At 69.6% G+C, this 24211-nt stretch carries 27 protein-coding genes; 11 read left to right on the top strand and 16 right to left on the bottom strand.

The features are described 5' to 3' along the window. Positions 1 to 84: 84 nt before the first annotated feature. A complete protein-coding gene (locus LOZ83_RS33235; protein WP_236795728.1) occupies positions 85 to 1764 on the top strand; it encodes a ricin-type beta-trefoil lectin domain protein in 1680 nt (559 codons plus the stop codon). A 63-nt stretch (positions 1765 to 1827) separates the two neighbouring features. On the opposite strand, the gene LOZ83_RS33230 is transcribed toward LOZ83_RS33235, so the two are convergent. Genes LOZ83_RS33230 through LOZ83_RS33215 form a run of 4 tightly spaced genes read right to left on the bottom strand, consistent with a single transcriptional unit; the run spans position 1828 to position 7106 of the window. Next, entirely contained in the window at positions 1828 to 3879 is a 2052-nt protein-coding gene (locus tag LOZ83_RS33230; RefSeq protein ID WP_236795727.1) for a glycoside hydrolase family 2 protein, read from the bottom strand. 6 nt (positions 3880 to 3885) lie between these two features. After that, entirely contained in the window at positions 3886 to 4761 is an 876-nt protein-coding gene (locus tag LOZ83_RS33225) for a carbohydrate ABC transporter permease (RefSeq protein WP_236795726.1), read from the bottom strand. Between the two features lie 3 nt (positions 4762 to 4764). Beyond that, positions 4765 to 5721, bottom strand: a complete 957-nt coding sequence (locus LOZ83_RS33220; protein WP_236795725.1) for a carbohydrate ABC transporter permease — start codon at positions 5719 to 5721, stop codon at positions 4765 to 4767. Further along, the gene (locus LOZ83_RS33215) at positions 5718 to 7106 is read right to left on the bottom strand and encodes an ABC transporter substrate-binding protein (RefSeq protein WP_236795724.1); all 1389 of its coding nucleotides are present in this window, start codon (positions 7104 to 7106) and stop codon (positions 5718 to 5720) included. The genes LOZ83_RS33220 and LOZ83_RS33215 overlap by 4 nt, the downstream gene beginning before the upstream one ends. Before the next feature lie 129 nt (positions 7107 to 7235). Here LOZ83_RS33215 and LOZ83_RS33210 point away from each other — a divergent pair, with 129 nt between their 5' ends. Then, the gene (locus tag LOZ83_RS33210; protein WP_236795723.1) at positions 7236 to 8243 is read left to right on the top strand and encodes a LacI family DNA-binding transcriptional regulator; all 1008 of its coding nucleotides are present in this window, start codon (positions 7236 to 7238) and stop codon (positions 8241 to 8243) included. A gap of 22 nt (positions 8244 to 8265) precedes the next feature. Here LOZ83_RS33210 and LOZ83_RS33205 read toward each other — a convergent pair whose 3' ends face one another. Beyond that, positions 8266 to 9129, bottom strand: coding sequence for an AraC family transcriptional regulator (locus LOZ83_RS33205; protein WP_236795722.1), 864 nt, complete (start codon positions 9127 to 9129; stop codon positions 8266 to 8268). Positions 9130 to 9246: 117 nt separating this feature from the next. On the opposite strand from LOZ83_RS33205, the gene LOZ83_RS33200 reads away from it, so the two are divergent. Then, on the top strand, positions 9247 to 10071 hold the full coding sequence (locus LOZ83_RS33200) for an alpha/beta fold hydrolase (RefSeq protein ID WP_236795721.1): 825 nt from the start codon (positions 9247 to 9249) through the stop codon (positions 10069 to 10071). Positions 10072 to 10088: 17 nt separating this feature from the next. On the opposite strand, the gene LOZ83_RS33195 is transcribed toward LOZ83_RS33200, so the two are convergent. The 4 genes from LOZ83_RS33195 to LOZ83_RS33180 form a co-directional block, all read right to left on the bottom strand. Beyond that, complete coding sequence (locus tag LOZ83_RS33195) at positions 10089 to 10397, bottom strand: putative quinol monooxygenase (RefSeq protein ID WP_236795720.1); 309 nt, start codon at positions 10395 to 10397, stop codon at positions 10089 to 10091. Between the two features lie 18 nt (positions 10398 to 10415). After that, complete coding sequence (locus tag LOZ83_RS33190) at positions 10416 to 11153, bottom strand: SDR family oxidoreductase (RefSeq protein WP_236795719.1); 738 nt, start codon at positions 11151 to 11153, stop codon at positions 10416 to 10418. Further along, positions 11150 to 11743 (bottom strand): VOC family protein, encoded by a 594-nt coding sequence (locus LOZ83_RS33185; RefSeq protein WP_236795718.1) that lies wholly within the window; start codon positions 11741 to 11743, stop codon positions 11150 to 11152. Before LOZ83_RS33185 ends, LOZ83_RS33190 begins: the two co-directional genes overlap by 4 nt. 84 nt (positions 11744 to 11827) lie before the next feature. Further along, positions 11828 to 12301 (bottom strand): nitroreductase family deazaflavin-dependent oxidoreductase, encoded by a 474-nt coding sequence (locus LOZ83_RS33180; protein WP_236795717.1) that lies wholly within the window; start codon positions 12299 to 12301, stop codon positions 11828 to 11830. Between the two features lie 117 nt (positions 12302 to 12418). Here LOZ83_RS33180 and LOZ83_RS33175 point away from each other — a divergent pair, with 117 nt between their 5' ends. Further along, positions 12419 to 12793, top strand: coding sequence for a MarR family winged helix-turn-helix transcriptional regulator (locus tag LOZ83_RS33175; RefSeq protein ID WP_236795716.1), 375 nt, complete (start codon positions 12419 to 12421; stop codon positions 12791 to 12793). Here the strand turns inward: LOZ83_RS33175 and LOZ83_RS33170 are convergent. Further along, on the bottom strand, positions 12766 to 15768 hold the full coding sequence (locus LOZ83_RS33170) for a BTAD domain-containing putative transcriptional regulator (protein WP_236795715.1): 3003 nt from the start codon (positions 15766 to 15768) through the stop codon (positions 12766 to 12768). The two genes, LOZ83_RS33175 and LOZ83_RS33170, sit on opposite strands and share 28 nt — an antisense overlap. Positions 15769 to 15834: 66 nt before the next feature. Here LOZ83_RS33170 and LOZ83_RS33165 point away from each other — a divergent pair, with 66 nt between their 5' ends. Continuing rightward, complete coding sequence (locus LOZ83_RS33165; protein ID WP_236795714.1) at positions 15835 to 16698, top strand: alpha/beta fold hydrolase; 864 nt, start codon at positions 15835 to 15837, stop codon at positions 16696 to 16698. Here LOZ83_RS33165 and LOZ83_RS33160 read toward each other — a convergent pair. Both LOZ83_RS33160 and LOZ83_RS33155 read right to left on the bottom strand, forming a co-directional pair. After that, positions 16684 to 17655 (bottom strand): hypothetical protein, encoded by a 972-nt coding sequence (locus tag LOZ83_RS33160; RefSeq protein WP_236795713.1) that lies wholly within the window; start codon positions 17653 to 17655, stop codon positions 16684 to 16686. The genes LOZ83_RS33165 and LOZ83_RS33160 overlap by 15 nt on opposite strands. Before the next feature lie 56 nt (positions 17656 to 17711). Next, the gene (locus LOZ83_RS33155) at positions 17712 to 18134 is read right to left on the bottom strand and encodes a MarR family winged helix-turn-helix transcriptional regulator (protein WP_236795712.1); all 423 of its coding nucleotides are present in this window, start codon (positions 18132 to 18134) and stop codon (positions 17712 to 17714) included. Positions 18135 to 18215: 81 nt separating this feature from the next. Here LOZ83_RS33155 and LOZ83_RS33150 point away from each other — a divergent pair, with 81 nt between their 5' ends. Continuing rightward, a complete protein-coding gene (locus LOZ83_RS33150; RefSeq protein WP_236795711.1) occupies positions 18216 to 18647 on the top strand; it encodes a DUF2269 domain-containing protein in 432 nt (143 codons plus the stop codon). 45 nt (positions 18648 to 18692) lie between these two features. Here the strand turns inward: LOZ83_RS33150 and LOZ83_RS33145 are convergent, their stop codons facing one another. Continuing rightward, positions 18693 to 19079 carry a hypothetical protein gene (locus LOZ83_RS33145; RefSeq protein WP_236795710.1) on the bottom strand — a complete coding sequence of 129 codons (387 nt, stop codon included), beginning with the start codon at positions 19077 to 19079 and terminating at the stop codon, positions 18693 to 18695. Positions 19080 to 19297: 218 nt separating this feature from the next. On the opposite strand from LOZ83_RS33145, the gene LOZ83_RS33140 reads away from it, so the two are divergent. Further along, positions 19298 to 19870 (top strand): helix-turn-helix domain-containing protein, encoded by a 573-nt coding sequence (locus LOZ83_RS33140; protein WP_236795709.1) that lies wholly within the window; start codon positions 19298 to 19300, stop codon positions 19868 to 19870. Between the two features lie 15 nt (positions 19871 to 19885). Here LOZ83_RS33140 and LOZ83_RS33135 read toward each other — a convergent pair whose 3' ends face one another. Together LOZ83_RS33135 and LOZ83_RS33130 are read right to left on the bottom strand one after the other, a co-directional pair. Continuing rightward, positions 19886 to 20632: a DUF899 domain-containing protein gene (locus LOZ83_RS33135; protein WP_236795708.1), complete on the bottom strand. Its 747-nt coding sequence runs from the start codon at positions 20630 to 20632 to the stop codon at positions 19886 to 19888. Further along, the gene (locus LOZ83_RS33130; protein ID WP_236795707.1) at positions 20629 to 21195 is read right to left on the bottom strand and encodes a peroxiredoxin-like family protein; all 567 of its coding nucleotides are present in this window, start codon (positions 21193 to 21195) and stop codon (positions 20629 to 20631) included. The genes LOZ83_RS33135 and LOZ83_RS33130 overlap by 4 nt, the downstream gene beginning before the upstream one ends. Before the next feature lie 69 nt (positions 21196 to 21264). On the opposite strand from LOZ83_RS33130, the gene LOZ83_RS33125 reads away from it, so the two are divergent. After that, positions 21265 to 21882 carry a TetR/AcrR family transcriptional regulator gene (locus LOZ83_RS33125; protein WP_236795706.1) on the top strand — a complete coding sequence of 206 codons (618 nt, stop codon included), beginning with the start codon at positions 21265 to 21267 and terminating at the stop codon, positions 21880 to 21882. Here the strand turns inward: LOZ83_RS33125 and LOZ83_RS33120 are convergent. Beyond that, on the bottom strand, positions 21857 to 22261 hold the full coding sequence (locus tag LOZ83_RS33120) for a DUF2000 domain-containing protein (protein WP_236795705.1): 405 nt from the start codon (positions 22259 to 22261) through the stop codon (positions 21857 to 21859). The two genes, LOZ83_RS33125 and LOZ83_RS33120, sit on opposite strands and share 26 nt — an antisense overlap. Before the next feature lie 62 nt (positions 22262 to 22323). On the opposite strand from LOZ83_RS33120, the gene LOZ83_RS33115 reads away from it, so the two are divergent. The 3 genes from LOZ83_RS33115 to LOZ83_RS33105 are packed head-to-tail and all read left to right on the top strand — an operon-like array spanning position 22324 to position 24211. Then, complete coding sequence (locus LOZ83_RS33115; RefSeq protein WP_236795704.1) at positions 22324 to 23130, top strand: AraC family transcriptional regulator; 807 nt, start codon at positions 22324 to 22326, stop codon at positions 23128 to 23130. A 13-nt stretch (positions 23131 to 23143) separates the two neighbouring features. Next, complete coding sequence (locus tag LOZ83_RS33110; protein WP_236795703.1) at positions 23144 to 23455, top strand: helix-turn-helix transcriptional regulator; 312 nt, start codon at positions 23144 to 23146, stop codon at positions 23453 to 23455. Further along, the gene (locus LOZ83_RS33105) at positions 23456 to 24211 is read left to right on the top strand and encodes an SRPBCC family protein (RefSeq protein WP_236795702.1); all 756 of its coding nucleotides are present in this window, start codon (positions 23456 to 23458) and stop codon (positions 24209 to 24211) included.

The raw sequence follows: 24211 nt of genomic DNA, 5'->3' as shown, positions 1-24211 counted from the left end.
CGGTTCGCCGGGTTCGGTGGTGCTCAGCGGGCGGCGGCCATGATGTCCGGGCCACGGCGCCGTCCCGTCCAAGGAGTGAAGTACATGGCGCCTGGTCCCCTCGCTTTTCGTCACCACTCTGATCCCCGGCAACGGCGGCGCGGCGCGCTGCTCGCCGCCTTCCTGCTGATCGCCGCGGTCGCGGCCGCGATTCCGGCGGCGACCGCCACCGCGGCGACGACCTCCGGCGGTGTCCTCTACCGGCCGAGCACCGCGAGCGGCTCCACCGAGGACGCGAGCTACCCGCGGGTGATCCGCCTCGCCCACAGCGGCAGCGCGAACGGCACCCTGCTGTCCACGTTCTCGCATTCCGGCACGGGCGTCGGGAAGGCGAACTTCCCGATCTACCGCTCGACCGACAACGGCGTCACCTGGACGTCGTCGCCGATCGGCACGGTCACCGACACCCAGCACGGCTGGGACCTCGACGGCCCGACGCTCTACGAACTCCCCCGCGCCGAGGGCTCGCTCCCGGCCGGCACGCTGCTCGCCGCCGGCACCGCCTGGAACCACGGCGACTACACGCAGCAGGCGATCGAGGTGTTCGTTTCGACCAACCAGGGCGCGAGCTGGAGCTACCGCAGCTCCTGCACCGCCGAGTCGGGCCTGGCCAACACGATCGGCCACGGCATCTGGGAACCGGAGTTCATGGTCACCGACCACGGGCTCATCTGCTACTTCTCCGACGAACGCCCGTCGGTGAACAACTACGCCCAGGTCCTGGCGCACGTGGTCTCCACCGACGGCGGGCTCACCTGGGGCAACGAGGTCTACGACGTCGCACTGCAGAACGGTGTCGAGCGGCCCGGCATGATGATCGTGGTCCCGCTGCCGAACGGCACCTACGGCATGACGTACGAGGACTGCAAGGGCGGCTTCGACCCGGACCAGGCGTGCGACGTCTATTTCAAGACCTCACCCGACGCCGAATCCTGGAACCCCGGCAGCCTCGGAACCCGCATCGAGACCGCCGATCACCGGTTCCTGCTGCACACGCCGTACCTGGCCTGGTCGCCAGCGGGCGGCGCGAACGGGACGCTCATCGCGTCCGGGCAGCGGGTCGTCGCCGGGACCGACGGTGCGCTGGCGGTCCAGCCGGAGGACGGCCACGTGCTGTTCGTGAACCGGAACCTCGGCTCCGGCGCCTGGCAGGAGATCACCACCCCGGTCACCACGGCCCCGACCGGCGGGTACGACGCGGGTGAGACGGCGTGCGCCGGCTACAGCTCGCCGCTGCTCGCGGCGACCTCCGGCTCGTCGTTCCTGATGCTCGCCGGCACCCACCTGTCCACCGGCAAGTGCGAAACCGACTTCGGCACGGCGACGCTGCCGAACGCCCAAGGCTCCATCACCGGCCCCGGCGACACGGGCAAATGCGTCGACGTGAACACCAACACGTCCGTCAACGGCAACGCGGTGCAGCTCTACACCTGCGGCAACGCGACCGGCCAGCAGTGGTCGCTGGAAACGGACGGCACGATCCGCGCCTACGACAAGTGCCTCAACATCGTCGGCAACGGCACGGCCAACTCCACCAAGGTCGAACTGCGCGACTGCCTCGGCACGGGCGGGGAGCAATGGCAGGCCCGCGCGGACGGCTCGATCTACAACCCGCAGTCGGGCCGCTGCCTTGACGATCCCCAGGCCCAGACCGCGGACGGCACGCAACTCCAGATCTACGACTGCAACGGCCTGTTCACGCAGGTCTGGCACGTCCCAGCCTGACCCGGCAGGCATGAGAAAGGGTGGCCGGCTCCGCGGAGCCGGCCACCCTTCCTTCGTTCCCGGTCAGACGCCGCGCCGGTTCGGTTCCTCCACCACCGCGGCGTCCACGAACGTCCGCGCCAGCACCCGGCCGTCGGCCACCAGCCACAGCTGCAGCCGCGCGGGGCCACCCGGCGCCGGCACCCGCAGGGAGACCGCCTCGGTGAGCTGGAACGGCGTCGCCCGCACCTCCCGGGAATCCGCGACGGCGGACGGGAGTCCGCGCGAACCCGAAGCGCCCCAGGCCGCGTGCAGGGTGCCCGTGATCGGGGTCTTGCCGGTGTGCGAGACGTGCACGTCGACGGTCAGCGGCCCGGCCGGCACCGGGATGTCGGCGCCGGCGTGCGCGGGGACGATGTCGACGACCAGCGTGGTCGGGGCGAACGCGTCGGCCGGATTCAGGCCGCCCCAGTCCTTGCGCCTGCGGTGGGTGTCGAGCAGGCCGGCCATCTCGTGCTCGATGTCGGTCAGCTCGGTGTAGATGTACCCCGCGAACCGGTCGTGCCGGCGGATCTCCTGCGTCTGCCACCGCACGTGCCAGGCCCGCTCCAGGCTGGTGAATCCGGCGCCGTACTCACTGTTGAGCACCGGCACGCCGGATCGGGGGAAGCTGGTGGAGCCGTAGAGAGGCTTGTCCACCCTGAGGTCCGGCTGGAGCGGCACCGGGAACGTCTCCCGCGCGCCCTCCGCCAGCGCGGCGACGTTTTCCGCCCAGCTGCGCGGATTCTCGTCGTAGTAGTGCCAGTCGACAAGGTCCGTCTTCACGTGCGCCCAGCCGGAGTTCTCGACGATCGGCCGGGTGTCGTCGAGCGAACGCAGGATGTCGTAGGCGTGCGCCGCGGCCGCCGCGCGCTCGGGGCTGCCCGGGATGTCCCAGTCCAGCCCCCATTCTTCGTTGTACAGCCCCCAGATCGCGATCGACGGGTGGTTGCCGTCGCGCCGGACCAGGTCCGGCAGCTGCGCCTCGAACCCCGCCGCCGCGGCCGGGCTGAACCGGCTCGGGCACGGCGGCTCGGCCCACACCAGCATCCCGATGCGGTCGGCGTAGTCGAGCCACCGCGGTTCCTCGAACTTGAGATGCTTGCGCACCAACGAAAAACCGAGTTCGCGGGCGAGTTCGAGGTCGGCCACCAGCGCTTCGTCGTCCGGCGCGGTGAGCCCGGTCTCCGGCCAGTACCCCTGGTCGAGCACACCACGCAGATAGAACCGTTCCCCGTTGAGATAGAGCGCTTCGCCACGGGTCTCGATCCGCCGCAGCCCGCCGGTCACGGTCAGGTGATCGGCTTCCTCTCCTTCGCCCACGCTGAGCTCGACCGCGTAGAGATGCGGCGACTCAGGGCTCCACAACTGAGGAGCGTCGAGGGCCAGCCGGCCCGTGAATCGCCCGCCCTGCACGGAAAGCACGGTCTCGCGGCCCTCCAGCCGCGCCACGACGCGCGCGGCGTCCGGCGCGTCACCGGCGAGTTCACCGGCGATGTCGAACCCGGTGAGCGAATCCCCGCGCAGGGAAACGTCGGCGACGTATGTGCGTCCTCGCGCCTCCAGCCAGACGCTCTGCCAGATCCCGGACGTCGGGGTGAACGACACACCGTCGTAGTCGTCCCGCGGAATCGAGCGCTGCTTGCCGTGCGGGATCTCGCGTTTGTCCGCCGGTGCCTCGACATCCACCGTCAGCTCCGCCGGCCGGCCCGGGAACAGCAGATCGGTGACGTCGAACTCGAACGAGCTGTGCCCGCCGACGTGCGAGCCGATCTCCACCCCGTCGAGTGCGACGGTCGCCCGGTGGTGCACGGCGCCGAAGCACAGCACCACTCGGCGCCCCGCCCATTCGGCCGGGGCGGTGACCACGCGCGAGTAGACCGCGCGCTCCAGCCACGTGCGCTGGACACCGGAAGCCGCTGTCTCCCAAGCGAACGGGACCGTGACCGACGTGGGCGCACCGTCGTCGGCGGTGAACCGCCAGCTGCCGTTGAGGCTCAGCCACCGACCGGAACGGTCCCGGTCGGGCCGCGGATATCCCGGCCGCGGCGGCGCCTCCGCGGCGAGCGGCTCGACGGCGTTCTCAGCAATCGTCATGGTGTCTCAGCCCTTTACGCTTCCGGCGAGGATGCCGTTGATGAAGTGCTTCTGCAGCACGATGAACAGGATCAGGAGCGGGATGAGCGCGATCGACGCGGCGGCGAGCAGCTCACCGGTGACGGTCGCGTAGTCCGCTCCCACCCGATTTCCCTTGATGTTCTGGGCAAGGGTCGACAGGACCACCTGGAGGGTGGCCATCCGGCTCGAGCTGGCCGCGACGACGGGCCAGACGAAATCGTTGTAGATGTTCATGATCGTCAGCACGCCGAGACCGGCCAGGCCCGGCCGGATCGCCGGCACGATCACGCGCAGGAAGATCGCGAACTCGCCGCAGCCGTCGACGCGGGCCGCGTCGAGCAGCTCGTCGGGCACCGCCGCGATCACCTGGCGCATCCAGAAGATCGCGAACGCGTCGACCGAGCCGGGCAGGATCAGCGCCTGGTAGGTGTTCACCCAGCCGAGCTCCTTCATCTCCAGCAGCAGCGGGATGATGAGCACGATCACCGGCAGCATCAGGGTGAGCAGGACGGTGCCGAAGATCAGGTTCTTGCCGCGGAAGCTGTACTTGGCGAACGCGAAAGCCGCCAGCGGGGCGCAGAACATCGTGATGGCGCCCTTCGCGACCAGCACGACGCCGGTGTTCAGGAACCCGCTGCCGATCGGCACGTCCTGGAACATCCCGCGGAAGTTGGCGAACGTGAGGGTCGCCGGGTCGAACCCGAGTGGGTCCCGGATGATCTCGCCCGCGGGCTTGAACGACGACAGGACGGCCCACGCCACCGGCGCGAGCAGGGCCACGGTCAGCACGAGCAGGAACACGTGGGCACCGGCCCGCGGGCGGCCGGTGGTCCGCCGGGCGCGGACGTCGAGGGTGGTCATGGTCTAGTCCTCCGCTCGGAGCAGCCGGACGAACAGCAGCGACAGTGCCATCACGACGATCACCAGGAGGAACGAGTTCGCCGCTCCGGTGCCCAGGTCCCCACTGTTGATGTGCTTGAACAGGAAGAGCCCGGCCGTCGTGGTCGAGGTGTAGGGGCCGCCGCCGGTCACCACGTACGGTTCGACGAACATCTGGAACACCGCCAGCGTCTGCAGCACGACGCAGAACATCAGGGAGCGGCGCAGCAGCGGGACGGTGATGCTCCACAGCTGCCGCAAGCGGCCGGCGCCGTCGAGCGACGCCGCCTCGTACAGGCCGCCGTCGATCTGCTGCAGTCCGGAAAGGACGATCAGGACGACGAAACCCGTTGTCTTCCAAAGGAAGAGCAGGGCCAGGGTCGGTTTCGCCCACATGCTGTCGACGAGCCAGCCGACCTGCGGCAGGCCGAGCGCGCCGAGCACCGTGTTCACCGGGCCGTAGTTCTGGTCGAACAGCACGATCCAGATCTGGGCGACCGCGACGAGCGGCGTCACGAACGGCACGACGAACGTCACCCGGTAGAAGCCGCGCAGCCGCTTGATGGCACCGAGCAGCACCGCGACGATCACCGCCAGGACCAGCTGCACCGGCACGATCAGCAGCCACAGCACCCCCGAGTTCCCGAGCGATGCCCAGAACGCGTCGTTGGTCAGCAGGTAGCGGTAGTTGCCGAGACCGACCCAGTGCGCGGCACCGGCCCCGTGCCAGTCGGTGAAACTCAGGCGCAGCGTGAAGAACAGCGGGTAGACGCTGAAGGCGAGGAAGACCGCCACGAACGGCAGCACGAACGCATACGGCGCGAGCCGGCGCCGCCACGGCAAGGTGCGCCGGGCGCGGGGCGCCGCGGTGGTCGCCGGTTCGGCTCGCTGTTCGTCCCGGAACACCTTCACCGCACGGACCGGCACGGGCCGGGTGGTCATTTGCGCTCGACGAGGTTGGTCTGGATGTCCTTGCCGGCCTGGTCGATGACCTGCTGCGGGGTCAGGCTGCCGTCCAGCATCTTCTGCAGGTCGGTGCCGAGGTAGTCGACGGCGGCGGCCCACCACGACGGGATCGGCGCACCACCCGGGATCTCCTGGCTGGCTTCGACGGCCGTCTTCCAGACGTCCTGGCCGCCCATCGCGTCGATCGGCCGGAACAGCGGCTTGGCCGGATCCGCCGCCGGGCGGTACGACGGGATCGACGTGTTCAGCCCACCCGGGTAGACCGCGTTCGGACCGTAGACCGCGCTGTAGCCGGCCTGCTCGAACGTCAGGAAGCGGTAGAAAAGCCAGGCCAGCTGCGGGTTCTTCGCGTCCTTGGGGATCACGAACGACGCCCCGCCCATCGCGCCGCTGCGCGCGCCACCCGGGGACCAGGCCGGCAGCGGCATCGCGCGCCAGTCGCCCTTCGTCGCGGTCAACTGCTGCTGCGGGGCGAAGTCGAACCAGATCGCCCACGGGTAGAAGACCTCGTCGCCGGAGTCCAGCGCGCCGACGTCAGTGGGCTTGAGGTACTCCGCGCGGGTGCCGAGCCCGTCCTTCCGCACCGTGTCGAGCCACGTCAGGATCTGGTGGTACGGCGCGGAATCCAGCCGCAGCGCCCCGTTGGCGTCGGCGAGGCTGGTGCCGAACTGGCTGGCGTACATCTCGAGCTGGAGCTGGCTGTTGAAGGCGTCCTGCTCCAGGTGGATCGGCTTGGCGCCGGGCTTGTACTGCTGGTACTTCTTCGCCGCGGCGAGGAGGTCGTCGTAGGTCTTGATCCCGTTCGGGTCGATGCCGGCCGCGCTCAGCGCTTTCGCGTTGTAGAACAGCAGGCCGGGGTCGAGATCGAACGGCACGCCGTAGATGCCGCCGTGCACGGTGTTGACGGCGACCTTCTGCGGCGCGATGTCCTTGCTGTAGGGCGCGAGCACGTCCTGGAGGTTCCAGAGGTGGTCGACGTAGCTGCCGACCTTGGCGTCGTCGAGGAAGACGCCGTCGGGCACGTCCGTGCCGGTGATCAAGGTGTTCTGGAGCTTCGAGTCGATGTCGACAGCCTCGTGCTTGACCGTGATGCCGGGGTACTTCTTGTTGAATTCCTTGATCGTGGCGTCGAAAACCTTGAACAGGTCACCGGAGCGGTCCCAGATCGTGATCTCGCCCTTCGGCGAGTTGTCCGCCGGCGCCTGCAGCACGGAGCCGCTCGCTGACGAATCACCGCCGGAACCGATGTCCGGGCCGCAGGCGCTGAGCACGGTGACGAGCAGGGCAGCGGCGGCGACGGCGGCACCGCGACGGGTGAGAAGGCGGGCGCCGCGGGCGCTCCTGCCGGGTGTGGTCCTCATGGCACTCCTTTGTGCGAAGCGGCAGCGCGGCGCGAGGTCGGCGCGCCACTTTGCCAACGTACGCAAACTGTACGACATGCTTGCACACGTTGCAAAAGCTAGGATGGTGGACTGACGAGAGGAGGTCCCTTGGCGGCGACGTTGCGGGACGTGGCGGCCTGGGCGCAGGTCTCGGTGCGCACGGTGTCGAACGTGGTCAGCGGTTACGAGCACGTGAGCGACAAGATGCGCCAGCGCGTGCTGCGGGCCATCGACGAGCTGGGCTATGTCCCGAACCCGGTCGCACGGACGCTGCGCACCGGCAAGACCGGCGTGCTCTCGCTCGTGGTGCCGGAGATCGACGTGCCGTACTTCAGCCAGCTCGCCCGCGAGGTCATCGACGCCGCCGGCCACCTCGGTTTCCAGGTCATGATCGACCAGACCGGCCACGACCACGAGCGGGAACGCCAGCTGCTGCGCGGCGGCGGCAGGCGCAACCTGTTCGACGGGATGCTCTTCGCGCCACTGGCGACCAGGGACGAACTCCGCGATGTCGACCCGGCCAGGGCCTCGCCGCTGATCCTGCTCGGCGAGCACGTCTTCGACCACCGCTTCGACCACGTCGCGATCGACAACATCGTCGCCGCCCGCGACGCGACCTCCCACCTGCTGAACCGGGGCCGCACCCGCGTCGCGGCCATCGGCGCCCAGCCGAAGGAGACGTACACGACGCCGTTGCAGCGCACGGAGGGATTCCGGAAGGCGTTGCAGGAGCACGGGTTGGAGCCGGTGGACGCGCTGCAGCGCACGGCGGCCCACTACGGCCGCGCCGCCGGCTACGCCGCCGCGGCGTCCCTACTGCGCCAGTCTCCGCGTCCGGACGGCATCTTCTGCTACTCGGACCTGCTGGCGATGGGCGCGATCCGCGCTGTTTTCGACTCGGACCTGCGCGTCCCCGAAGACGTGGCGATCATCGGCGTCGACGACATCGAGGAGGGGCGTTATTCGCGCCCGTCATTGAGCACCGTTTCGCTGGATACCCCCTTCATCGCGCGCACCGCCGTGGCTCGCCTCGCCGCCCGCATCGAGGACCCGTCGTTACCGGCGGAGGAGTTCATCGCCCCGCACACGTTGATTGCCCGGGAAAGCACCGAGTGACAACGGGATGGCGAGGTCGTGGTCAGGCGGTGGTCGCGCGCCAGCGGGTCGGGGTAGTGCCGGTCGCGCGGCGGAACGACGCCGCGAAGTGGGACGGGGTGGCGAACCCGCACCGGTAGCCGATTTCGGTCACCGGGAGGGCCGTGGTGGCCAGGAGTCGTTTGGCCTCGGCGACGCGCAAGGTGATGAGATGGTTCCACGGCGACTGCCCGGTGGCCTCCCGGACGACCTGGGCCAGGCGGGCTTCGCCGACACCGGCCAGGGCGGCGAGTTCCCGCAGCGACGTGGTTCTCCCGACGGCGTCGCGGAACACGCCGAGCACGCGCGGGGTCAGTTCGTCCACGGCGACGGACGTCGCGGCGTATCGGGTGAGCATGTGCATGGCCAGGAATGCGGCGGCCGAGTGAACGTAGGCTTCGGCGGCACCTGAGCGCCCGGCATCCAGCAGCGCGTGGGTGGTGGCGGCGATGGGGGCATCGGACAGGTAGGCGCTGTCGCGGAGCGTCATCGCCCGGCGGCCGAGGCCGAGTTCTCGTGCGGCCGTGCGCATCGCGTCGTGCGGGAGCAGCAGGTGTGCGGTCCTCAGTGGGTCGGGGCCCAGGGCGCGCCAGCGAAACCGGGTGGCGCGCCCGGGCGAGATGAGCGCCACGGTGCCGGGCCGGTACTCCGCGCCGGACCACCCCTGCCCGTCCCAGGACTCGAGGAAGGCCTCGCCACCGGTCACCACCACGATGCAGTACGCGTCGGCCACGGGCGCCAGGGCATCGGCGACGACGGGATCGTGGACCTGCTCGTTGAGGACGAGCGATTTCCAACCCGTCATCGCCTCGCTGGCGAACAGCGGCGAGGTGACTTCCGCGAGGCCGGGCACGGGCTTGTCGCGCATGGCCTGCCTTCCCTGGGATCGCGACACTGCCCGGAGCGGATCGCGACAGCGTTACGCGTTCACCTTTGGTTGAGTCCAAGCGTCTCAAGATCTACCAGAAGGACGAAAGGACGTCTGATGCGTACCATGCTGCTGGTTCATGGCGCCTGGCACGGGAGTTGGTGCTGGACGCCGGTGACGGCGCACCTGGCCGCCCGTGGTGTGCCGTCGGTCGCCGTGGACCTGCTCGGGCACGGGCTGAACGGCAGGGCACCGGCCGCGCGGTGGGCGCGTCCGTTCGACCAGGCCGCGTTCGCCGCTGAGCCGTCACCGGTCGCCCACGTCACCACGGACGCCGCCGCCGGGGCGCTCGTCGATCAAATCCGCGTGGTTGGCGGCGGTGAGCCCTGTGTCGTGGTCGCCCACAGTCTGGGTGGGGTGATCGCCACCGCGGCGGCCGAGCTGGCTCCCGACTTGTTCGCCCACCTGGTCTACGTCAGCGCCTACGTCCCGATCACCGCATCGGTGGCGGAACTGTTCACCAGCAGCGAAGCTGCCGGTGAACTGGTCTCCGGTCTGCTGGTCGCCGACCCGGCCACGGCGGGCGCGCTGCGTCACGACCCGGGGGATCCCGAGCGCCGAAAGGGGCTGCGCGAAGCCTTCTACGGTGATGTCGATGTCACCACCGCCGACGCCGCCATCGCACTGCTGGGCACCGACACTCCCGTGCACTTCCCCGCGGAGAAGGTGGCGGTGACGCGGGGACGTTACGGCGGTGTTCCCCATACGTATGTCGTCTGCGCCAAGGACCGGGCGATCCCCGAGCCGCTGCAACGCCGCTTCGTCCGGGACGTCGACGCCGTTTCCGCCACGACGACCCGGGTCATCGCGCTCGACACGTCCCACGCGCCCTTCCTGTCCCGGCCGGAAGAGCTCGCAGAGGCTGTCGTGACGGCCTGGTGATGCGCGGGCACGGGTGGTCAGAGCGTGCCCTTCTCCGGCTTTCCGGCCGGGTGCGGAGTGAGGACCTGCACGTTGAGGCTGCTGCCGAGCTTGCCCTTCAAGGCGTCCAGCAGCTCGGCCAGCGCCGCGCCCTTTCCGTGCCGGGCGCGGGCCTCGTCCGACTCGTACTTCTCGATCATCACCAGCCGGTCGGGTCCCTCGTGCAGCGCGTACAGCTCGACGCCCGGTTCGTCGTGCACCCGGACGATCGCCGCCTCGAAAGCCGCGACCACCTCGGCGCGGTATTCGGCCAGAGGAAAAGCCGTGGCGATCACGACAACACTCATTTCGGCTCCCTCGGTTGTTCACCAGACGAACTGCTGCCCGCCGTCGATGTCGTAGGTCGCACCGGTGAGCGCGGTGTTGGTCATGAGGTGGACGGCGAGCGCGGCGACGTCCTCGGGGCCGACGACGCGGCCGATCGGGAGTGTCGAGCGCAGCTCGTCCCGGCGCTCGTCGAGCTGATCCCCGAGCAGCGACGCCGACAACGGGGTGTCGACGAAGCCGGCGGCGATGAGGTTGACGCGCACCGGCGCCAGCTCCAGCGCGAGGGCCGCGGTGAACGGGGGCAGCGCGGCGGTGGCGGCGGACACGATGCCGAGGCCGTGCCCGATGCGGCGGCCGCCGGTGCCGCCCATGAGCAGCAGCGCGCCGCCGGGCCGCATCCGGCCGGCGGCGTTGCGCGCGACCTCCAGCGCCAGCACGATGTGGTCGCTGAGCGCCTCGCTCACCTCGGCGCCGCTCATCTTCAGCAGCGGCCCGTAGTGCGGGCCGCCGGCCGTGACCAGCACGTGGTCGATCGGTGCCGGCAGGTCCTGGAAGAAACTCGCCAGCGCCGCCGTGTCGGTGGCGTCGAAAGCCGCCGACCGCGCACCGCCGAGCTCGCGCGCCGCCTGCTCGAGCCGCTCGGGATGGCGGCCGGTGAGCACGACTTCGGCGCCCTCGGCCTTGGCGCGCCGCGCTGTCTCGAAGCCGATGCCCGCGCTGCCGCCGATCAGCACGACGGTCTGCCCGGCGAGCGCCCCGTCCCGTGGGGTGCTCATTTCGGCAGCTCCGTGCCGGCTTGTTCGGCGACCATGTACCGGGCGTACCAGTCGGGCCAGTTCGCGTCTGCCTCGCCGGTGCGCTTCTCGTGTTCGCCGTGCGCGACCGACGCCCGCCGCATCGCCTCCGCCAGGTCGCTCGCCGAGCTGTAGGACGTCACGTCCGCGTCCACGCGCCCGGGCAGCCGGTCGGTGATCTCCTGCAGCACCCACTGGTTGCCGTCGGGATCGCTGAATTCGGCCCGCGACCGGTAGGTGCCGCGCCCCGGGTCCACGCCGGGCGCCGGGCCGTCCGGGCCGATGTGGAAGATGTCGCCGACCTCGATACCGGCGGTGACCAGCGCGTCCCGGACGGCCTCGATATCGGAGACGACCAGGAACGCCCTGCTGGAGCCCGGCGTGGCCGAGGTGACGCCGGGACCGAAGTGGATCGAGCACCACGAGCCGTGCGGCGTCAGCTGGACGACGCCGGGGGGCGTGACGTCCAGCCGCCACCCCAGCCGAGTGTAGAACTCCTTGGCACGGTCGACATCCGAGACGGGGATGACGATCACTTCGAGCTTCATGTCGGTGTTCCGGACAGTGCTCATCGTGGCCTCCTCGCTTCCCTGAACAGACCACGGTAGCGCCAGCGGCGATGATTTTTCCCTGCCGAAAACGGAAAACCGGCCGCGCTATCGGGCGGTCAGCACGATGACCGGCAGCTCGCGGTCGGTCTTTTCCTGGTATCGCCCGAATCCCGGCGCGGCGGCGGTGATCTGCTGCCAGGCCTTGTCGCGTTCCGCACCCTGGAGTTGCTCGGCGGTGACGTCCACCGTGCGGCCGCCGACCTCGATCCGGACCTGGTCGGGATGCGCGGCGAGGTTGTAGTACCAGGCCGGGTTCTTCGGCGCTCCGCCCGCCGACGCCACGATCAGCCAGCTGCCGCCGTCGCCCGGGAACCAGGCGACCGGGTTCGCGCGCTCGGCGCCGCTCTTGGCACCGATGGTCGTGAGCACCAGCGTCTTGCCGCCTTTGGCGCCCTTGCGGCGGATCCGGTTCGCCATCAGCTTGTTGCCCCAGCGCAGGAGCGGCCCGCTCGGCTGCCGCGCACCGCGAGTTCCATTCCTCGACTGGAAGGACATGTCCGGGCCTCCAAACTTGTTCATGGCATGGACTGTTCGTGCCATTAACTATAGGTCGTGGGTACGATATTTTCGTGCGTTTCCTTGGTGCGACGGACGATCCGGCGGGCGGGCTGATCGAGCTGTCCCGCCTGGTGCACGGTGTCTTCGCGGACCGCCGAGCGGCACGACCTGACCCCGAACCAGGCTCGGCTCTTGTGCGTGCTGGCCTTGGGCCCGCGCGGGATGGCGAACCTGGCGCAGTCCTTCGGCGTGGAGAAGGCGGCGCTCACCGGCCTCGTGGACCGCGCCGAGCGGCGCGGCCTCGTCCAGCGGACGCCCGTCCCGAACGACCGCCGTGCCCTGCGGGTCATGCTCACCGGTAGCGGCCACGTGGCAGCTGTCGCCTTCCATGCCGACTCGAACGCGGCGCTCAATGAGCTGCTCGCGCCCCTCGCGCCGGCCGATCGCGAGCATTTCCAGCGCGCGATGAGCGCGGTCATCGCGTCTCACGCGCCAGCGGAGGAATCCTCGTAGCGGGCGATCTCCTCCGCCCGGCGGTAGTGCTCGGCGGCGTGCGGATCGCCGAGGGCGGTGGCCAGCTCGCCCAGGTAGTACGCGACCGGACGCAGTGTCACCAGACCGCTGCCGGCCCCGGCGAGTTCACCCGCGGCGGGCAGCAGCTCCGTGTAGCAGCGCTCCATCGCGGCGCGATCCGAGCGCCTGATCACGACGATCGCGTGGAGACAGGTGCGGGCCTCGAACAGCAGATCGCGCGGTGACGGCGGAATCGGGCCATCGTCGCCGAGCAGCGGCCGGCACCAGGCTTCATAACCACCGAAATCCCCGTCGGCGACCGGCTCGCCGCGCCGAACTTGCTGGCAGAGCAAGGCGAAAGCCAGAATCCCATTATCCACTCCGGACATTCCCGTGCCGGTCAGCCGCGCCGCCGCGGCCCGGTACGCCGCCTCCGCCGGACCACGGAGCGAAGCCCGAAGTGCCTGGTACCACTGGGTGAACACGCCGATCAGCGGGATCTGGTACTGCTCGCCGAGCCGGTCGGCCGCGTCCGCATGCCGGTCGGCCGCCGGGAAATCGGCCAGCGCGGAGTAAGCCTGCACCAGAATCAGGTGCCCCAGCACCTCGAACGTCACGAGCGTGTGCCGCCGGGCCAGCTCAACCAGTTCCGCCCCGATTCGCGCCCGCTCGGGTGCGAGCCCGGCGCGTTCGAACGACTGCATGAACCGTGCGTTGAGGGCGAACGCGAGCACCGTCGGGTCGCCGAGCTCGCGTGCGATCGCCTCCGCTTCCAGCGCCGCGTTCCGCGCCCGCTCTCCCCCGCCGGCCCGTGCTTCCAGCGCGAGCGTGGCCAGCAGCCGGCTCCGGTCCGCGGGATCGTCGACCGCCGCCAGTGTCCGCTCCACGACCTCGACGATCCGCTCGGCGAGCGCGGGATCGTCGTGTTCGGTCCAGATGGCGGGCACATCGAACGCCCCGATCACGCGAGCCGTCAGCGCGGGATCACCGAGCGAGTCCGCGATCTCGATCGCTTCGGCCCGGCGGTGCCGCGCCTGCTCCAGACCGCCGGTCACGGCGAGCGCCCGCACCAGGCCCATCGTCAGGTCGAGCCGGGTCCGGACGTCGGAACCGTCGTCCGCAGCGAGCGCCTGCTGCCACAGCCGCGCCGCTTCATGCGGCGCGAACCGCCGCTCGGCCTCTTCCGCGGCAGCCCGCGAATAGTGCACGGCAGCCGAGTTTCCGGCCAGAAAATGGTGGTGCGCCAACGATTCGACGTCGTCCGGCCGCAGTTGTTCGAGCGCCTCGGCGACGTCGGCATGCCATCGCACGCGGCGTGTGCGCGAGAGGCTGTCGTACACCGCGTCGTGCACCAGAGCATGCGCGAACTGGAACCGTCGCGGCTCACTTTCGACGAGAAACCCGTGCCGCACCGCGGTTTCCACCGCGTCGAGCACGTCCCCGGTAAGCCCTTCCAGTACGTCGAGATCGACGTCACGCCCGATAACGGCCGCGCGGCGCAAGACGGCCTGAGTCTCCGAGGGCAGCCGAGCCACGCGATAGCGGACCACATCGCGCACTCCCGGTGGCACCGACGTGAGTCCACTGTCGATCAAGCATGCCAGTTCGCGTACGAAGAACGGATTTCCGCCACTGCGCTGCGAAATCACGCCGGTTGTCTCGTCGTCCACGTCCCGCCCGGCGATCGTGCGCACGAGTTCGGACACCGCGTCCCGGTCGAGCCCGCCGAGGTAGATTCGCGTCGGTTCGACGCGTGCGGCCCGGCCGAGGAACTCTGCCAGAGCCGGGGAAATGTCGGTGGTGCGGTGGGTCGCGACCACGAGCACCCGCTCCGGCATCGGCTCGCTGACCAGGAAACCCAACAGCGCCAACGTCTCCGCACTCGCTGCGTGCAGGTCGTCGAGCACCAGCAGCAACGGCGCCCGCCGCGCGACCTCGGCGAGATCAGACGCCACTGCGCGATACCACTGGAACCGGGCGACCACCGGATCGGCCGCGGGCGCACCGAGTCCGGTCAGGATCTGGGTCCACGGCCAGGATTCCGGTGCACCGTCGGGACTCCTGCCCCATGCTGTGGTCCAACCCAGCTCGTCGGAAAGCGCTTCCACGAGCGCGGTCTTGCCCGCCCCCGCGTCGCCGGAGACCAGCGCCAGCCCCAACCGCCCACGGGCAACTCCGGCAGCCGCCACTCGCAACTGGGCCAGCTCACGATCACGCCCGACGAGCTGCGTCCGCTGCACCGGAGTCAGATTCGGTGCCTGGCTGAGGATGTCGGCCTCCAGGCGCCGCAAACCGGGCCCGGGGTCGATGCCCAGCTCCGAGACCAGCACCTGCCGCGCCCGGCGCAACGCGGCCAGCGCGTCGCCCTGCCGCCCGGCGCGATACAGCGCGAGGGCGAGTAGCCGCCACCCGTCTTCTCGCAACGAATGAGCTTTGACGTGCGCGTCCAGATCCGGCACCGCTTCGGCGGCACGGCCGAGGGCGAGCAGCGCTTCGGCACGGCGTTCCTCGGCAAGTGCGCGGAGTTCGTCGAGGCGAGCGATCTCCGCGCGCGCCCAGGCCTGGTCGGCGAACTCCGCATACGCGGGGCCGCGCCACAGGCCCAGCGCTTCGTCCATTCGCGACAGTGTGCGGGGTCCCGAGGTGACGAGCGATTCGAACCGCCAGGCGTCGACGGCACCGGGTTCCGCTCGCAATGCGTAACCGGGCGGCTCGGTCACGAGCAGTCGCGCGGGGGTTCGCGGCGCACGGCCGGGTTCGAGGGCGCGCCGGAGCGTCGACACGAACGTCTGGATCGCGCCGACAGCTCCGTCCGGAGGGTCTCCCCACAGGTCGTCGACCAGGCGATCCACCGGGACGACCCGGCCGCGGGCGATCAGCAGCCGGGCCAGCACGGCGCGATGGCGCGGCCCTTTGAGGTCCACCGGGCCATGGTCGGCCTCGGCGACGAGTGGACCCAGGACACCGAACCGCACACACGCACTGTAGCCGTTGCGTCGCTGCTGACCGGTTGCTGATCGAGCCCGGGCAGGGTCGGCGCCATGAAGATTCCCGGTTTCGACTACCAGCGGGTTCCGGTCGCCGACGGTGTCGCCCTCACCGTCGCCGTGGGCGGTTCGGGCAGCCCGATCGTGCTGCTGCACGGTTTCCCGCAGACCCACCTGATGTGGCGGCATGTGGCCGCCGACCTCGCGGGCGACCACACCGTAATCTGCCCCGACCTGCGCGGCTACGGCGACAGCGACAAGCCCGCCGACACTGGGGAGACCTACGCGAAGCGCACCATGGCCGCGGACGTCGTCGCGGTCGCCCGTGCGTTCGGGCACGAGCGGTTCGCCCTCGCTGGGCACGACCGCGGCGCGCTCGTCGCGATCCGCGCGGGCCTCGACCATCCAGACGCCGTCACGCATCTCGCGTCGCTGGATGTGTTGCCGACACTGGACATGTGGGACGTCCTGCACGGGGCGAACGCGGCCGTCGCATTCCACCTGTACCTGATGGCGCAGCCGCCGAGCTTGCCCGAGACGATGATCAGCGCGAGCGCGGACGCGTTCTTCGAGCACTTCCTCGACAGCTGGGGCAAGCGCCCATTTCCCGCCGACGTGCGCGCCGCTTACCTTGCGGCGTCGAGGAATGCGGTCGCCTCGATCGTCGCCGACTACCGGGCTTCGGCCGGTATCGACGTCGCGCACGACACGGCCGACCGGCAGACCGGCACCCAGTTGCGGATGCCGGTGACCGTGCTGCAGCAGGACTGGGGCGCGGCCCTGGGTTACGAGGCCGCCGCGATCTGGCGCGCGTGGGCGCCGGACCTGGACCATCGCACCGTCACGTCGGGCCACTTCATGGCGGAGGAGTCGCCGGCCGAGGTGATCAAGGCACTGCGGGAGCTACTCGCCCGCTAGCGCCCCGAACGCCGCTTTCCGTTGCCACGTACCGTCTTCGAGCACCTTCACCACGCCGTAGCTCGCCAGGTCCAGGTCCTCCCGCGGCTCGGCGCGATGCGGGAGATGGTAGGACGCGAAGGTGTTGGCGAACGCCGAGTCGACGCCCTCGTCCACGAAGATGTCCAGGAGTTCGCGCAGGTAGGTCGCCTGCTCGTGTTCGTCGCGGAGGTACTCGCCGTCGAGACGTTTGCCCTCGTCGGTGAGTATCATGCCGCCGCGGGCGCCCTGGTCCGCCGCACCCCGGTAGGTCGCGCAGCCGAACTCGGTGATCGCGACCGGTTTTCCTTGCGCCACCAGGGTTCTGATCCCGTGACGGTACTGGCCGGCGACGTCGGCGGACCGGTAGGCGTCCACCGCGACGAAGTCGAACGGTGCCCAGTCGACGCGTTCCAGCGGGATCGAGGCGTAGGTGATCCGCCCGCCGAACCGCTCCCGCACGAGCGCCGCGGCCTTGCCGAGGAACTCGTTGACCTGCGCGGGCAGCCCGGCCAGCAGGCGCGGCAGGTCCGGGTTGGGCTTCAGCAGGGCGTCGATGCGGTCCATACACGTCTCGCCCGGCAGGAAGCCGACGTTGAACAGGCTCAGCTCGGCGCCGGTGACGAGCACGACCTCGGCGCCTTCGCGGCGCAGGCGCTCGGCGCGATCCGCGCAGTCGGCGAGCAGGTCGAGCATCTCGTCCTGGGTCAGGTCGCAGGTGAACGGCGAGAACCACACTTCGAGCCCCAGGCGGGCGGCGTGCTTCGCGGCGAGCTCCAAGCGGTCCGGATCGCCGCCGGTGACCCGGACCGCCGTGCAGCGCAGCTCGTCGCGGATCACCCGCATCTCGTGCTCGACCACCTCGGGATCGAACCGGTCACGGGTGTTCGTGCCGAGATTGATGAACCCGGTGTCGTACGTGATGCCCTTGGCGCGCATGCCGTCTCCCGTCAGTTAAGAAACTCACGGTACCCAATATAAGACACTGCGGGTTTCTAGTCGACAGCCCTCAGTCCACGTAACAACATCATCGTCAAAGCACCCTCGTCCTCCCCCAAGGCCGAAAGCAAAGCCTCATCGGCAGCACGCACGATGTCGCGCCCCTTGGCGAGCAGCGCCTCACCAGCGGGCGTCACGTGCAGTTCAGCCGTCCGACCGCGACCGGGTTCGCTGCGGCGCTCGATCGCGTCCAGCGCTTCCAGCTGCGCGAGCGTCGACTGCATGCTCTGCACCGTGATCCCGGCCCGGCGAGCGAGTTCGCTGTAGGACAGGCCGGGCAGCCCGGCCAGATGTCCCAGCGCCGAAAGATGCCGCAGCGACAACCCCTGCTCCCGCAACGCATCGTCCATCCGCGTGCGCAGCCGCCGGCCGAGCAGGACGAGCAGCATCGCGGGACTGGCGGCGGGCGGCTGGGTCACATCTCGCATCTTCGCAGACCGTCCGGTTTCAGGCAGGCTCAAACCATCAGATACAGTCTGGTTGAAACCAGGAGGTGGACCATGAACAAGGTCATGTTGAGCATTCACGTGCTGGCCTCGATCGTGCTGATCGGACCGGTGACCGTCGCCGCGAGCCTGTTCCCGCGGCACGCGCGGACCAAGGAAATCGGTGTGCTGCGGGTGCTGCACCGGATCAGCAGCGGCTATGCGGTCGCCGGTCTCGCGGTGCCGATCTTCGGGATCGGGCTCGCCGCGCAGATGCATGTGCTGACCGAGACGTGGCTGCTGATTTCCATGGCGCTCACCGCGATCGCGGCCGTCCTGCTCGCCGTGGTGATCGTGCCGGGCCAGCGGCGGGTACTCGCGGCGCTGGAACACGACGCGGAGGTCAGTGGTCCGAACCTCGCGATGGTGACCGGGCTGTTCGCGCTGACGTGGGCCGTCGTGGTGGTGCTGATGATCGTGCGTCCTGGCTCGACGACCGGGGTATGAGAACGCCCGGCGCGTCGACGGCGCCGGGCGTTTCCGGGGACAGCGTCAGGCAACAGCCTTCGCGACGGGCTCGGTGGTCCGGACCTCCAGCTGGTGCACGACCCGCTCGGTCGACAGCTCGTGCACGGTCAGGTCCACCAGCGCGACCAGGACCACGGCGAGCGCGTCGGCGAACACGAGCGCCGGGGTGGTGAAGACCAGTGCCGCGATCAGCGACCACAGGCCCACCAGGCCGAGTACGCCGTGCCCGATCCGCGCGGACACCCGCTTGGCGAACACCGCACCGAGTGCGCCGATGACGGTCAGCCCGGTGAAGACACCGAACCCGAGCCAGCCGGCGACCGGGGCCGTGAATGCCACGGCTGCGATCGCGACGAAAGCACCGGCGAGAATACCGAGTACGTTGATTCCGTAACGCGCGTTGACAGACATTGCCGAAAACCTCCACGCCGCCACGAATGGCGGCATCACCATCTCGTATGCGAGTCGGGCAGGTCCACCAGCGGCCTGGGCGGCTCGGACGGCCGGGGCCTTTCCCGGCGTCCAATTCGCACAACATCCGCCCGCCGGGAATCCCTTCCCGCGCCGGGTGTCTCGTAGGCCACACCGCGTCGTTTGACAAAACGACTTGCCGAACCTGCAATAGCAGGATGACCGAACTCGATCAGGTGCTCACCGCCGTCGGCCCCCGGCTGCGGGCGCTGCGCAAGCAGAACGGGGCGACGCTGGCGGAACTGTCCGAGGCGACGGGGATCTCGGTCAGCACCCTTTCGCGGCTGGAGTCGGGCAGCCGCAAGCCGAGCCTGGAACTGTTGCTGCCGCTCGCGCGGGCGCACCGGGTGCCGCTCGATGAGCTGGTCGGCGCGCCGCCGACCGGGGATCCGCGGGTGCACCTGCGGCCGATGGTGCGGGGCGGGATGACGATCGTGCCGCTGAGCCGGAACCCGGGCGGGCTGCAGGCGTTCAAGCACATCCTGCCCGGCGGCAGCCGCACCGAGCCGGACCTGCGGACGCACGAGGGATACGAGTGGCTGTACGTGTTGAACGGCAAACTGCGCGTCGTACTCGGGGAACACGACGTCGTCCTGCGCGCGGGCGAGGTCGTGGAGTTCGATACGCATGTGCCGCACTGGTTCGGCAACGCCGACTCCCGCCCGGCGGAGTTCCTGAGCCTGTTCGGCCCCCAGGGAGAGCGAATGCACGTAAAGGCCCGCAGCCGATAACGGCCTTGGGAAACGTCACTCCGCGAAATCGGGAATCGCCGCTCTGACGCTTTCCGCGCGGCCCTTTGGTTCCTCCCAGTCCTCCTGACGACCGAGCGCCGTGAGGTCGAGGAAATAGTACGAACCGCCGAGTGATTCGTCTCCCCTGCCGTACGTCGAATACGTGTGGAAGACGTCGTCACCGAGCCGCAGGAAACAGCTGTGACCGGGGCGTTCGAGGGGCTGGTCACCGTCGACATAACCGGCCGTGCCCGCCGCCCGGTGTTCGGCCGCGGTGCGGTAGTTGTACTCGACCGGCAGCACCGAATCGTCCAGCGTGACATGGAAATCGTAGTTGAAATCGCTGCCGTACGAAGAATAGAACGGGAACTGCCAGCCGCGCTCCGCCCGGTAAGCCGAGACCTTTTCCCAGGGCGCACGAGCGATCGCGGCGAGCGTGGTGTCCCGCGCGCCGAGATGCGCGAGCAGGCCGGCCGAGATCTCGTCACTCCCCGCCGTGCAACCCGGGCAGCCGGAATCCCAATCCGGGCCGAACATGAAATGTTGCACGATCAGCTGCCGGCGCCCCTCGAACAGGTCCAGCAGGCTGACCTGCCCGTACGGGCCCTCGAACACGTATTCCTTCTCGATCTCGACCATCGGCAGGCCGCGCCGCGCGGCGTTGAGCTCGTCGCGCGCCCGCGTCGCGGCCTTTTCCCGTGCGAGCAGTTCCTTGCGTGCGACCAGCCAGTCTTCCCGGGAAACGACCTGCGGCAGGCTCATCCTCTGCTCCTCGATTCGTCGGTCCTTTTCCGGTTGGACTCGCGCGCGGCCCGGAACTCATCGGCGTACGCGAGAACTTCGTCGACGGACCACTGGTCGTACGCGTGCTCGCCGTGCTTGCTCGCGACGACCGCACCGTCCGGGGCGATCAGGAAGTCCGCGGGCAAACCGAGCCGGCCGCCCACCGGGCTGCGCGAAGGCAGCGGCGCCCGGCGCACGAGCCCGAGGAAGATCGCGCGCGCGATCGGGCCCCACGCTCGCGGGTCGAGCAGCGCACGCGGCGCGGATTCCACGCCGTACTCGACATAAACCCGCTTGTCCGGATCCGCGACCACCGCGAACGGCAGCTCGGTCACGTGTTCGCGCAGCTCGTCGACCGGCGAGTGGAAGAAGACGACCTCACGGATCCCGGCCCGGACGATCTCGTCGTGCCGCCGCCGCACCGACTGCAGGTGAAGGTTGCACACCGGGCATCCGGCGAAGCGGCGGAACTGGAGATGTACCAGGCAATCCGGGTCGGGGACGGTGATCTGCCCGCCGGTGACGGTCTCGAACTCTCGCATGCTGACTCCCTCGTAGGCGTGCGCTGTACGCTTACGACGTTACGCGTACCCTGTACGCTGTCAAGCGCCATGCCACGACCTCGCTCGCTCAACCCGACCCAGCTGGCCGCCGCAGCCCTTACGGTCCTCGACCGCGACGGGCTCGACGGCCTGTCGATGCGCGCGGTCGCGAAGGAACTCGGCATGGGCACGATGTCGCTCTACCGCTACGTCAACGACCGTGGCGAACTCGAACAACTCGTCGTCGACAGCGTGCTCAGCTACACCGAACTCGAACTACCGGCGGGTGACCCGTTCACGCGGCTGCATATCCTCGGCGAACGGGTCCGCCAGGCCGTCGGCGCGCATCCGGCCGTCGTGCCGCTGCTGTTGATCCACCGGCAGAACTCCATCGTCTCGCGGCAATGGGGCGAGATCGTGCTCGGCGTACTCGGCGAAGCGGGATTCACCGGCAAGAACCGGGCGATCGCGTTCCGCGCGTACCTGAGCTACGTGCTCGGCGCCCTGCAGACCGGCTACTACAGCCCGCTCGACGGCGCGGGCACGACGGTTTTGAGCGAGCAGAAGCATTTCCCGGTGCTGGCGGAAACGGCGAAGGCCGCCCGCGGGATCCGGGCGGAGGAGGAATTCCGCGAGGGGCTGGAACTCCTCCTCCGCGGTTTCAAGGATGCAACGAAAGCCCCTTGAGTGCCTTGTCGACCGCATTCCGCCCGCCGTAAATCGCGATGCCGACGAGCGCAAGCTTTTCGGTCGGCACAGCGCGCACAGCGGCTCGGTTGTCGACATCATTGCTGGTGGCGAACAGTTCTTCGGTGTAGACCGCGACGGCCAGCTCCCGCTCGATGGCCTTCTGGTGTGCGATTTTCACCGCGCCGGCATCGGCCTGGTACACGAGCACCGGCTGCCCGAACATCGGCAGGTATCGCTGCCCCGACGCGTCCCCGTACTCGGCGCCGACCGTTTCCGGGAACCGCGCGGCGACCCCGCTGACCAGGAACGCCGTCACGTTGAGCCGCTGCCATTGAGCGAGGTCTTCCCGCACCACCACGGCGATCTTCGTGTTCATGCCGGCATCGTCGTCCCGCTGAGACCCGGCCGTCTTGAACGCTCGTGCGGGACAATGGGCGGGTGACCGACTGGGCGAGCTACTGGCGGGCGGGCGACCGGCCGCTGGAGGCGATGCACGCCCATTTCGAGCGGCACGTGTATCACCGGCACAGCCACGAGACCTACTCGTTCGGCGTGACCGAGTCCGGCGCGCAGGCGTTCACCTGCCGGGGTGCGGCACGCACGAGCGCGGCCGGGATGGTGATGGCGTTCAACCCGGACGATCCGCACGACGGCCAGGCCGCGCTACCGGCGGGCTTCACCTACCGAATGGTCCACATCGGACCCCAGCTGATCGCGGATGTGTTGCGGGACACGGCAGATCGGCCGACAGGTCTGCCGTTGTTCGCCGAGCCGGTACTCGACGACACCGTGCTCGCCGACACCCTCCACCATCTACACGGGACACTCGGGGAAAGTCGGCTGGCACAGGACGAAGCCGTGCACGCGGCCGTCCGCGCACTGGTCCGCCGCGGCTCGACCCGTCCCGCGCGCACCCGGTACCTGCCCGTGGAAGTCAAGCGGGCACGGGATTTGCTCGACGCCGCCTGCGCCGAAGACCTTCGCGCGGACGATCTCGCCGAGGCCGCGGGCTGCAGCCGTTTCGCGTTGCACCGCGCTTTTGTTGCTGCCTATGGACTTGCGCCGAGCGACTACCAGCGCCAGCTCCGTCTGCGCGCCGCGCGGCGGTTGCTCGTCGACGGCCACACGCCCGCCGAAGCGGCGGCGAGCGCGGGCTTCGCCGACCAGAGTCACCTGACGCGCTGGTTCAAGCGCTACTACGGCCTCACGCCGGGCCGGTTCTTGACAGCGAACATGCCTCAGTAGTTATATTACCGTCATGGCATCAACGTTCGAGGTGCTGGCCGAACCCCGGCGCCGCGAGATCCTCGACCTGCTGCGCGTGCGGGAGCGCCCGGTGGGCGACCTGGTCGAGCGGCTTTCGCTGACCCAGCCCGCCGTGTCGAAACACCTGAAGGTCCTGCGTGAGGCGGGCCTGGTCGAGGTGCGACAGGACGCGCAACGCCGCTGGTACCGGCTGCGGGTGCAGCCGCTGGTCGAGCTGGATTCCTGGCTCGCCCCGTACCGGCGGATGTGGGAAGCCAGCTTCGACGCCCTCGAACGACACCTGGACCAGCAAGGAGACGAGTAGATGGACGCGAAGATGGAGACCCTCGACGAGAGCACGGTGCTGCGGTTCGAGCGGCGGTTCAAGCATCCCGTCGAGAAGGTGTGGCGGGCGATCACCGACCCGGCAGAGATGACGCACTGGTTCCCGGCCGCCGTCGAGACCGAGCTGAAGATCGGCGCGCCGATGACCTTCACCTTCCCGGACGCGGCCCCGATCGACGGTGACCGCGGCGGCGAGATCCTCGAACTCGACCCGCCGAAGGTGTACGCGTTCAGGTGGAACAAGGACGTGCTGCGGTTCGAACTCGTGCCGGACGGTGACGGCTGTGTCCTCTACTTCTCGCAGACGCTCGGCGGTGGCGAGCTCGGTCGCCTCGCGGCTGGTCGCAACGCGGCGGGCTGGGACCACTGCCTCGGCGCGCTGGACGCGCGACTCGAAGGGCGCGAGGCGGAGCCGTTCACCGAGTGGCTCCCCGCGATGGAGCACTACCTCGACGTCTTCGGCCTCGCCGAAGGAACCCGCGTCGACATCGCCGACAGGGCCGAGCTGCACTTCGCCCTCGACCTGGTGTGGAAGCCGGTCGAGGAAGCCCAGCCCATCGTGCGGAAATCGCTGGAACCGATCGAAGGCGTCCGCTGGAAACTGTTCGCCGATCCGGACTTCGGCACCCGCGTGGAGCTGACCCACGTCGTGCCGGCCGAGCGGGCGGACACGGAACTGGCCGCGTGGCCGGCCCGGTTGAAGGAGCTGTTCGCGTCGGCGCTCGCCCAGCGGTGA

It is taken from the genome of Amycolatopsis sp. GM8, from assembly GCF_021653975.1.
In the GTDB taxonomy this organism is placed as follows: domain Bacteria; phylum Actinomycetota; class Actinomycetes; order Mycobacteriales; family Pseudonocardiaceae; genus Amycolatopsis_E.
The sequence above is the reverse complement of the archived record's forward strand: the minus strand, read 5'-3'. Positions and strand labels throughout refer to the sequence as shown.

What these genes read in the sequence shown, in the direction of transcription:
- LOZ83_RS33215 (WP_236795724.1), bottom strand. Translation starts at nt 7,106, where the DNA reads ATGAGGACCACACCCGGCAGGAGCGCCCGCGGCGCCCGCCTTCTCACC.
- LOZ83_RS33190 (WP_236795719.1), bottom strand. Translation starts at nt 11,153, where the DNA reads ATGAGCACCCCACGGGACGGGGCGCTCGCCGGGCAGACCGTCGTGCTG.
- LOZ83_RS33145 (WP_236795710.1), bottom strand. Translation starts at nt 19,079, where the DNA reads ATGTCTGTCAACGCGCGTTACGGAATCAACGTACTCGGTATTCTCGCC.
- LOZ83_RS33140 (WP_236795709.1), top strand. Translation starts at nt 19,298, where the DNA reads ATGACCGAACTCGATCAGGTGCTCACCGCCGTCGGCCCCCGGCTGCGG.
- LOZ83_RS33200 (WP_236795721.1), top strand. Translation starts at nt 9,247, where the DNA reads ATGCGTACCATGCTGCTGGTTCATGGCGCCTGGCACGGGAGTTGGTGC.
- LOZ83_RS33165 (WP_236795714.1), top strand. Translation starts at nt 15,835, where the DNA reads ATGAAGATTCCCGGTTTCGACTACCAGCGGGTTCCGGTCGCCGACGGT.
- LOZ83_RS33120 (WP_236795705.1), bottom strand. Translation starts at nt 22,261, where the DNA reads ATGAACACGAAGATCGCCGTGGTGGTGCGGGAAGACCTCGCTCAATGG.
- LOZ83_RS33220 (WP_236795725.1), bottom strand. Translation starts at nt 5,721, where the DNA reads ATGACCACCCGGCCCGTGCCGGTCCGTGCGGTGAAGGTGTTCCGGGAC.
- LOZ83_RS33230 (WP_236795727.1), bottom strand. Translation starts at nt 3,879, where the DNA reads ATGACGATTGCTGAGAACGCCGTCGAGCCGCTCGCCGCGGAGGCGCCG.
- LOZ83_RS33150 (WP_236795711.1), top strand. Translation starts at nt 18,216, where the DNA reads ATGAACAAGGTCATGTTGAGCATTCACGTGCTGGCCTCGATCGTGCTG.
- LOZ83_RS33205 (WP_236795722.1), bottom strand. Translation starts at nt 9,129, where the DNA reads ATGCGCGACAAGCCCGTGCCCGGCCTCGCGGAAGTCACCTCGCCGCTG.
- LOZ83_RS33235 (WP_236795728.1), top strand. Translation starts at nt 85, where the DNA reads ATGGCGCCTGGTCCCCTCGCTTTTCGTCACCACTCTGATCCCCGGCAA.
- LOZ83_RS33195 (WP_236795720.1), bottom strand. Translation starts at nt 10,397, where the DNA reads ATGAGTGTTGTCGTGATCGCCACGGCTTTTCCTCTGGCCGAATACCGC.
- LOZ83_RS33185 (WP_236795718.1), bottom strand. Translation starts at nt 11,743, where the DNA reads ATGAGCACTGTCCGGAACACCGACATGAAGCTCGAAGTGATCGTCATC.
- LOZ83_RS33105 (WP_236795702.1), top strand. Translation starts at nt 23,456, where the DNA reads ATGGACGCGAAGATGGAGACCCTCGACGAGAGCACGGTGCTGCGGTTC.
- LOZ83_RS33135 (WP_236795708.1), bottom strand. Translation starts at nt 20,632, where the DNA reads ATGAGCCTGCCGCAGGTCGTTTCCCGGGAAGACTGGCTGGTCGCACGC.
- LOZ83_RS33125 (WP_236795706.1), top strand. Translation starts at nt 21,265, where the DNA reads ATGCCACGACCTCGCTCGCTCAACCCGACCCAGCTGGCCGCCGCAGCC.
- LOZ83_RS33180 (WP_236795717.1), bottom strand. Translation starts at nt 12,301, where the DNA reads ATGAACAAGTTTGGAGGCCCGGACATGTCCTTCCAGTCGAGGAATGGA.
- LOZ83_RS33130 (WP_236795707.1), bottom strand. Translation starts at nt 21,195, where the DNA reads ATGCGAGAGTTCGAGACCGTCACCGGCGGGCAGATCACCGTCCCCGAC.
- LOZ83_RS33225 (WP_236795726.1), bottom strand. Translation starts at nt 4,761, where the DNA reads ATGACCACCCTCGACGTCCGCGCCCGGCGGACCACCGGCCGCCCGCGG.
- LOZ83_RS33160 (WP_236795713.1), bottom strand. Translation starts at nt 17,655, where the DNA reads ATGCGCGCCAAGGGCATCACGTACGACACCGGGTTCATCAATCTCGGC.
- LOZ83_RS33110 (WP_236795703.1), top strand. Translation starts at nt 23,144, where the DNA reads ATGGCATCAACGTTCGAGGTGCTGGCCGAACCCCGGCGCCGCGAGATC.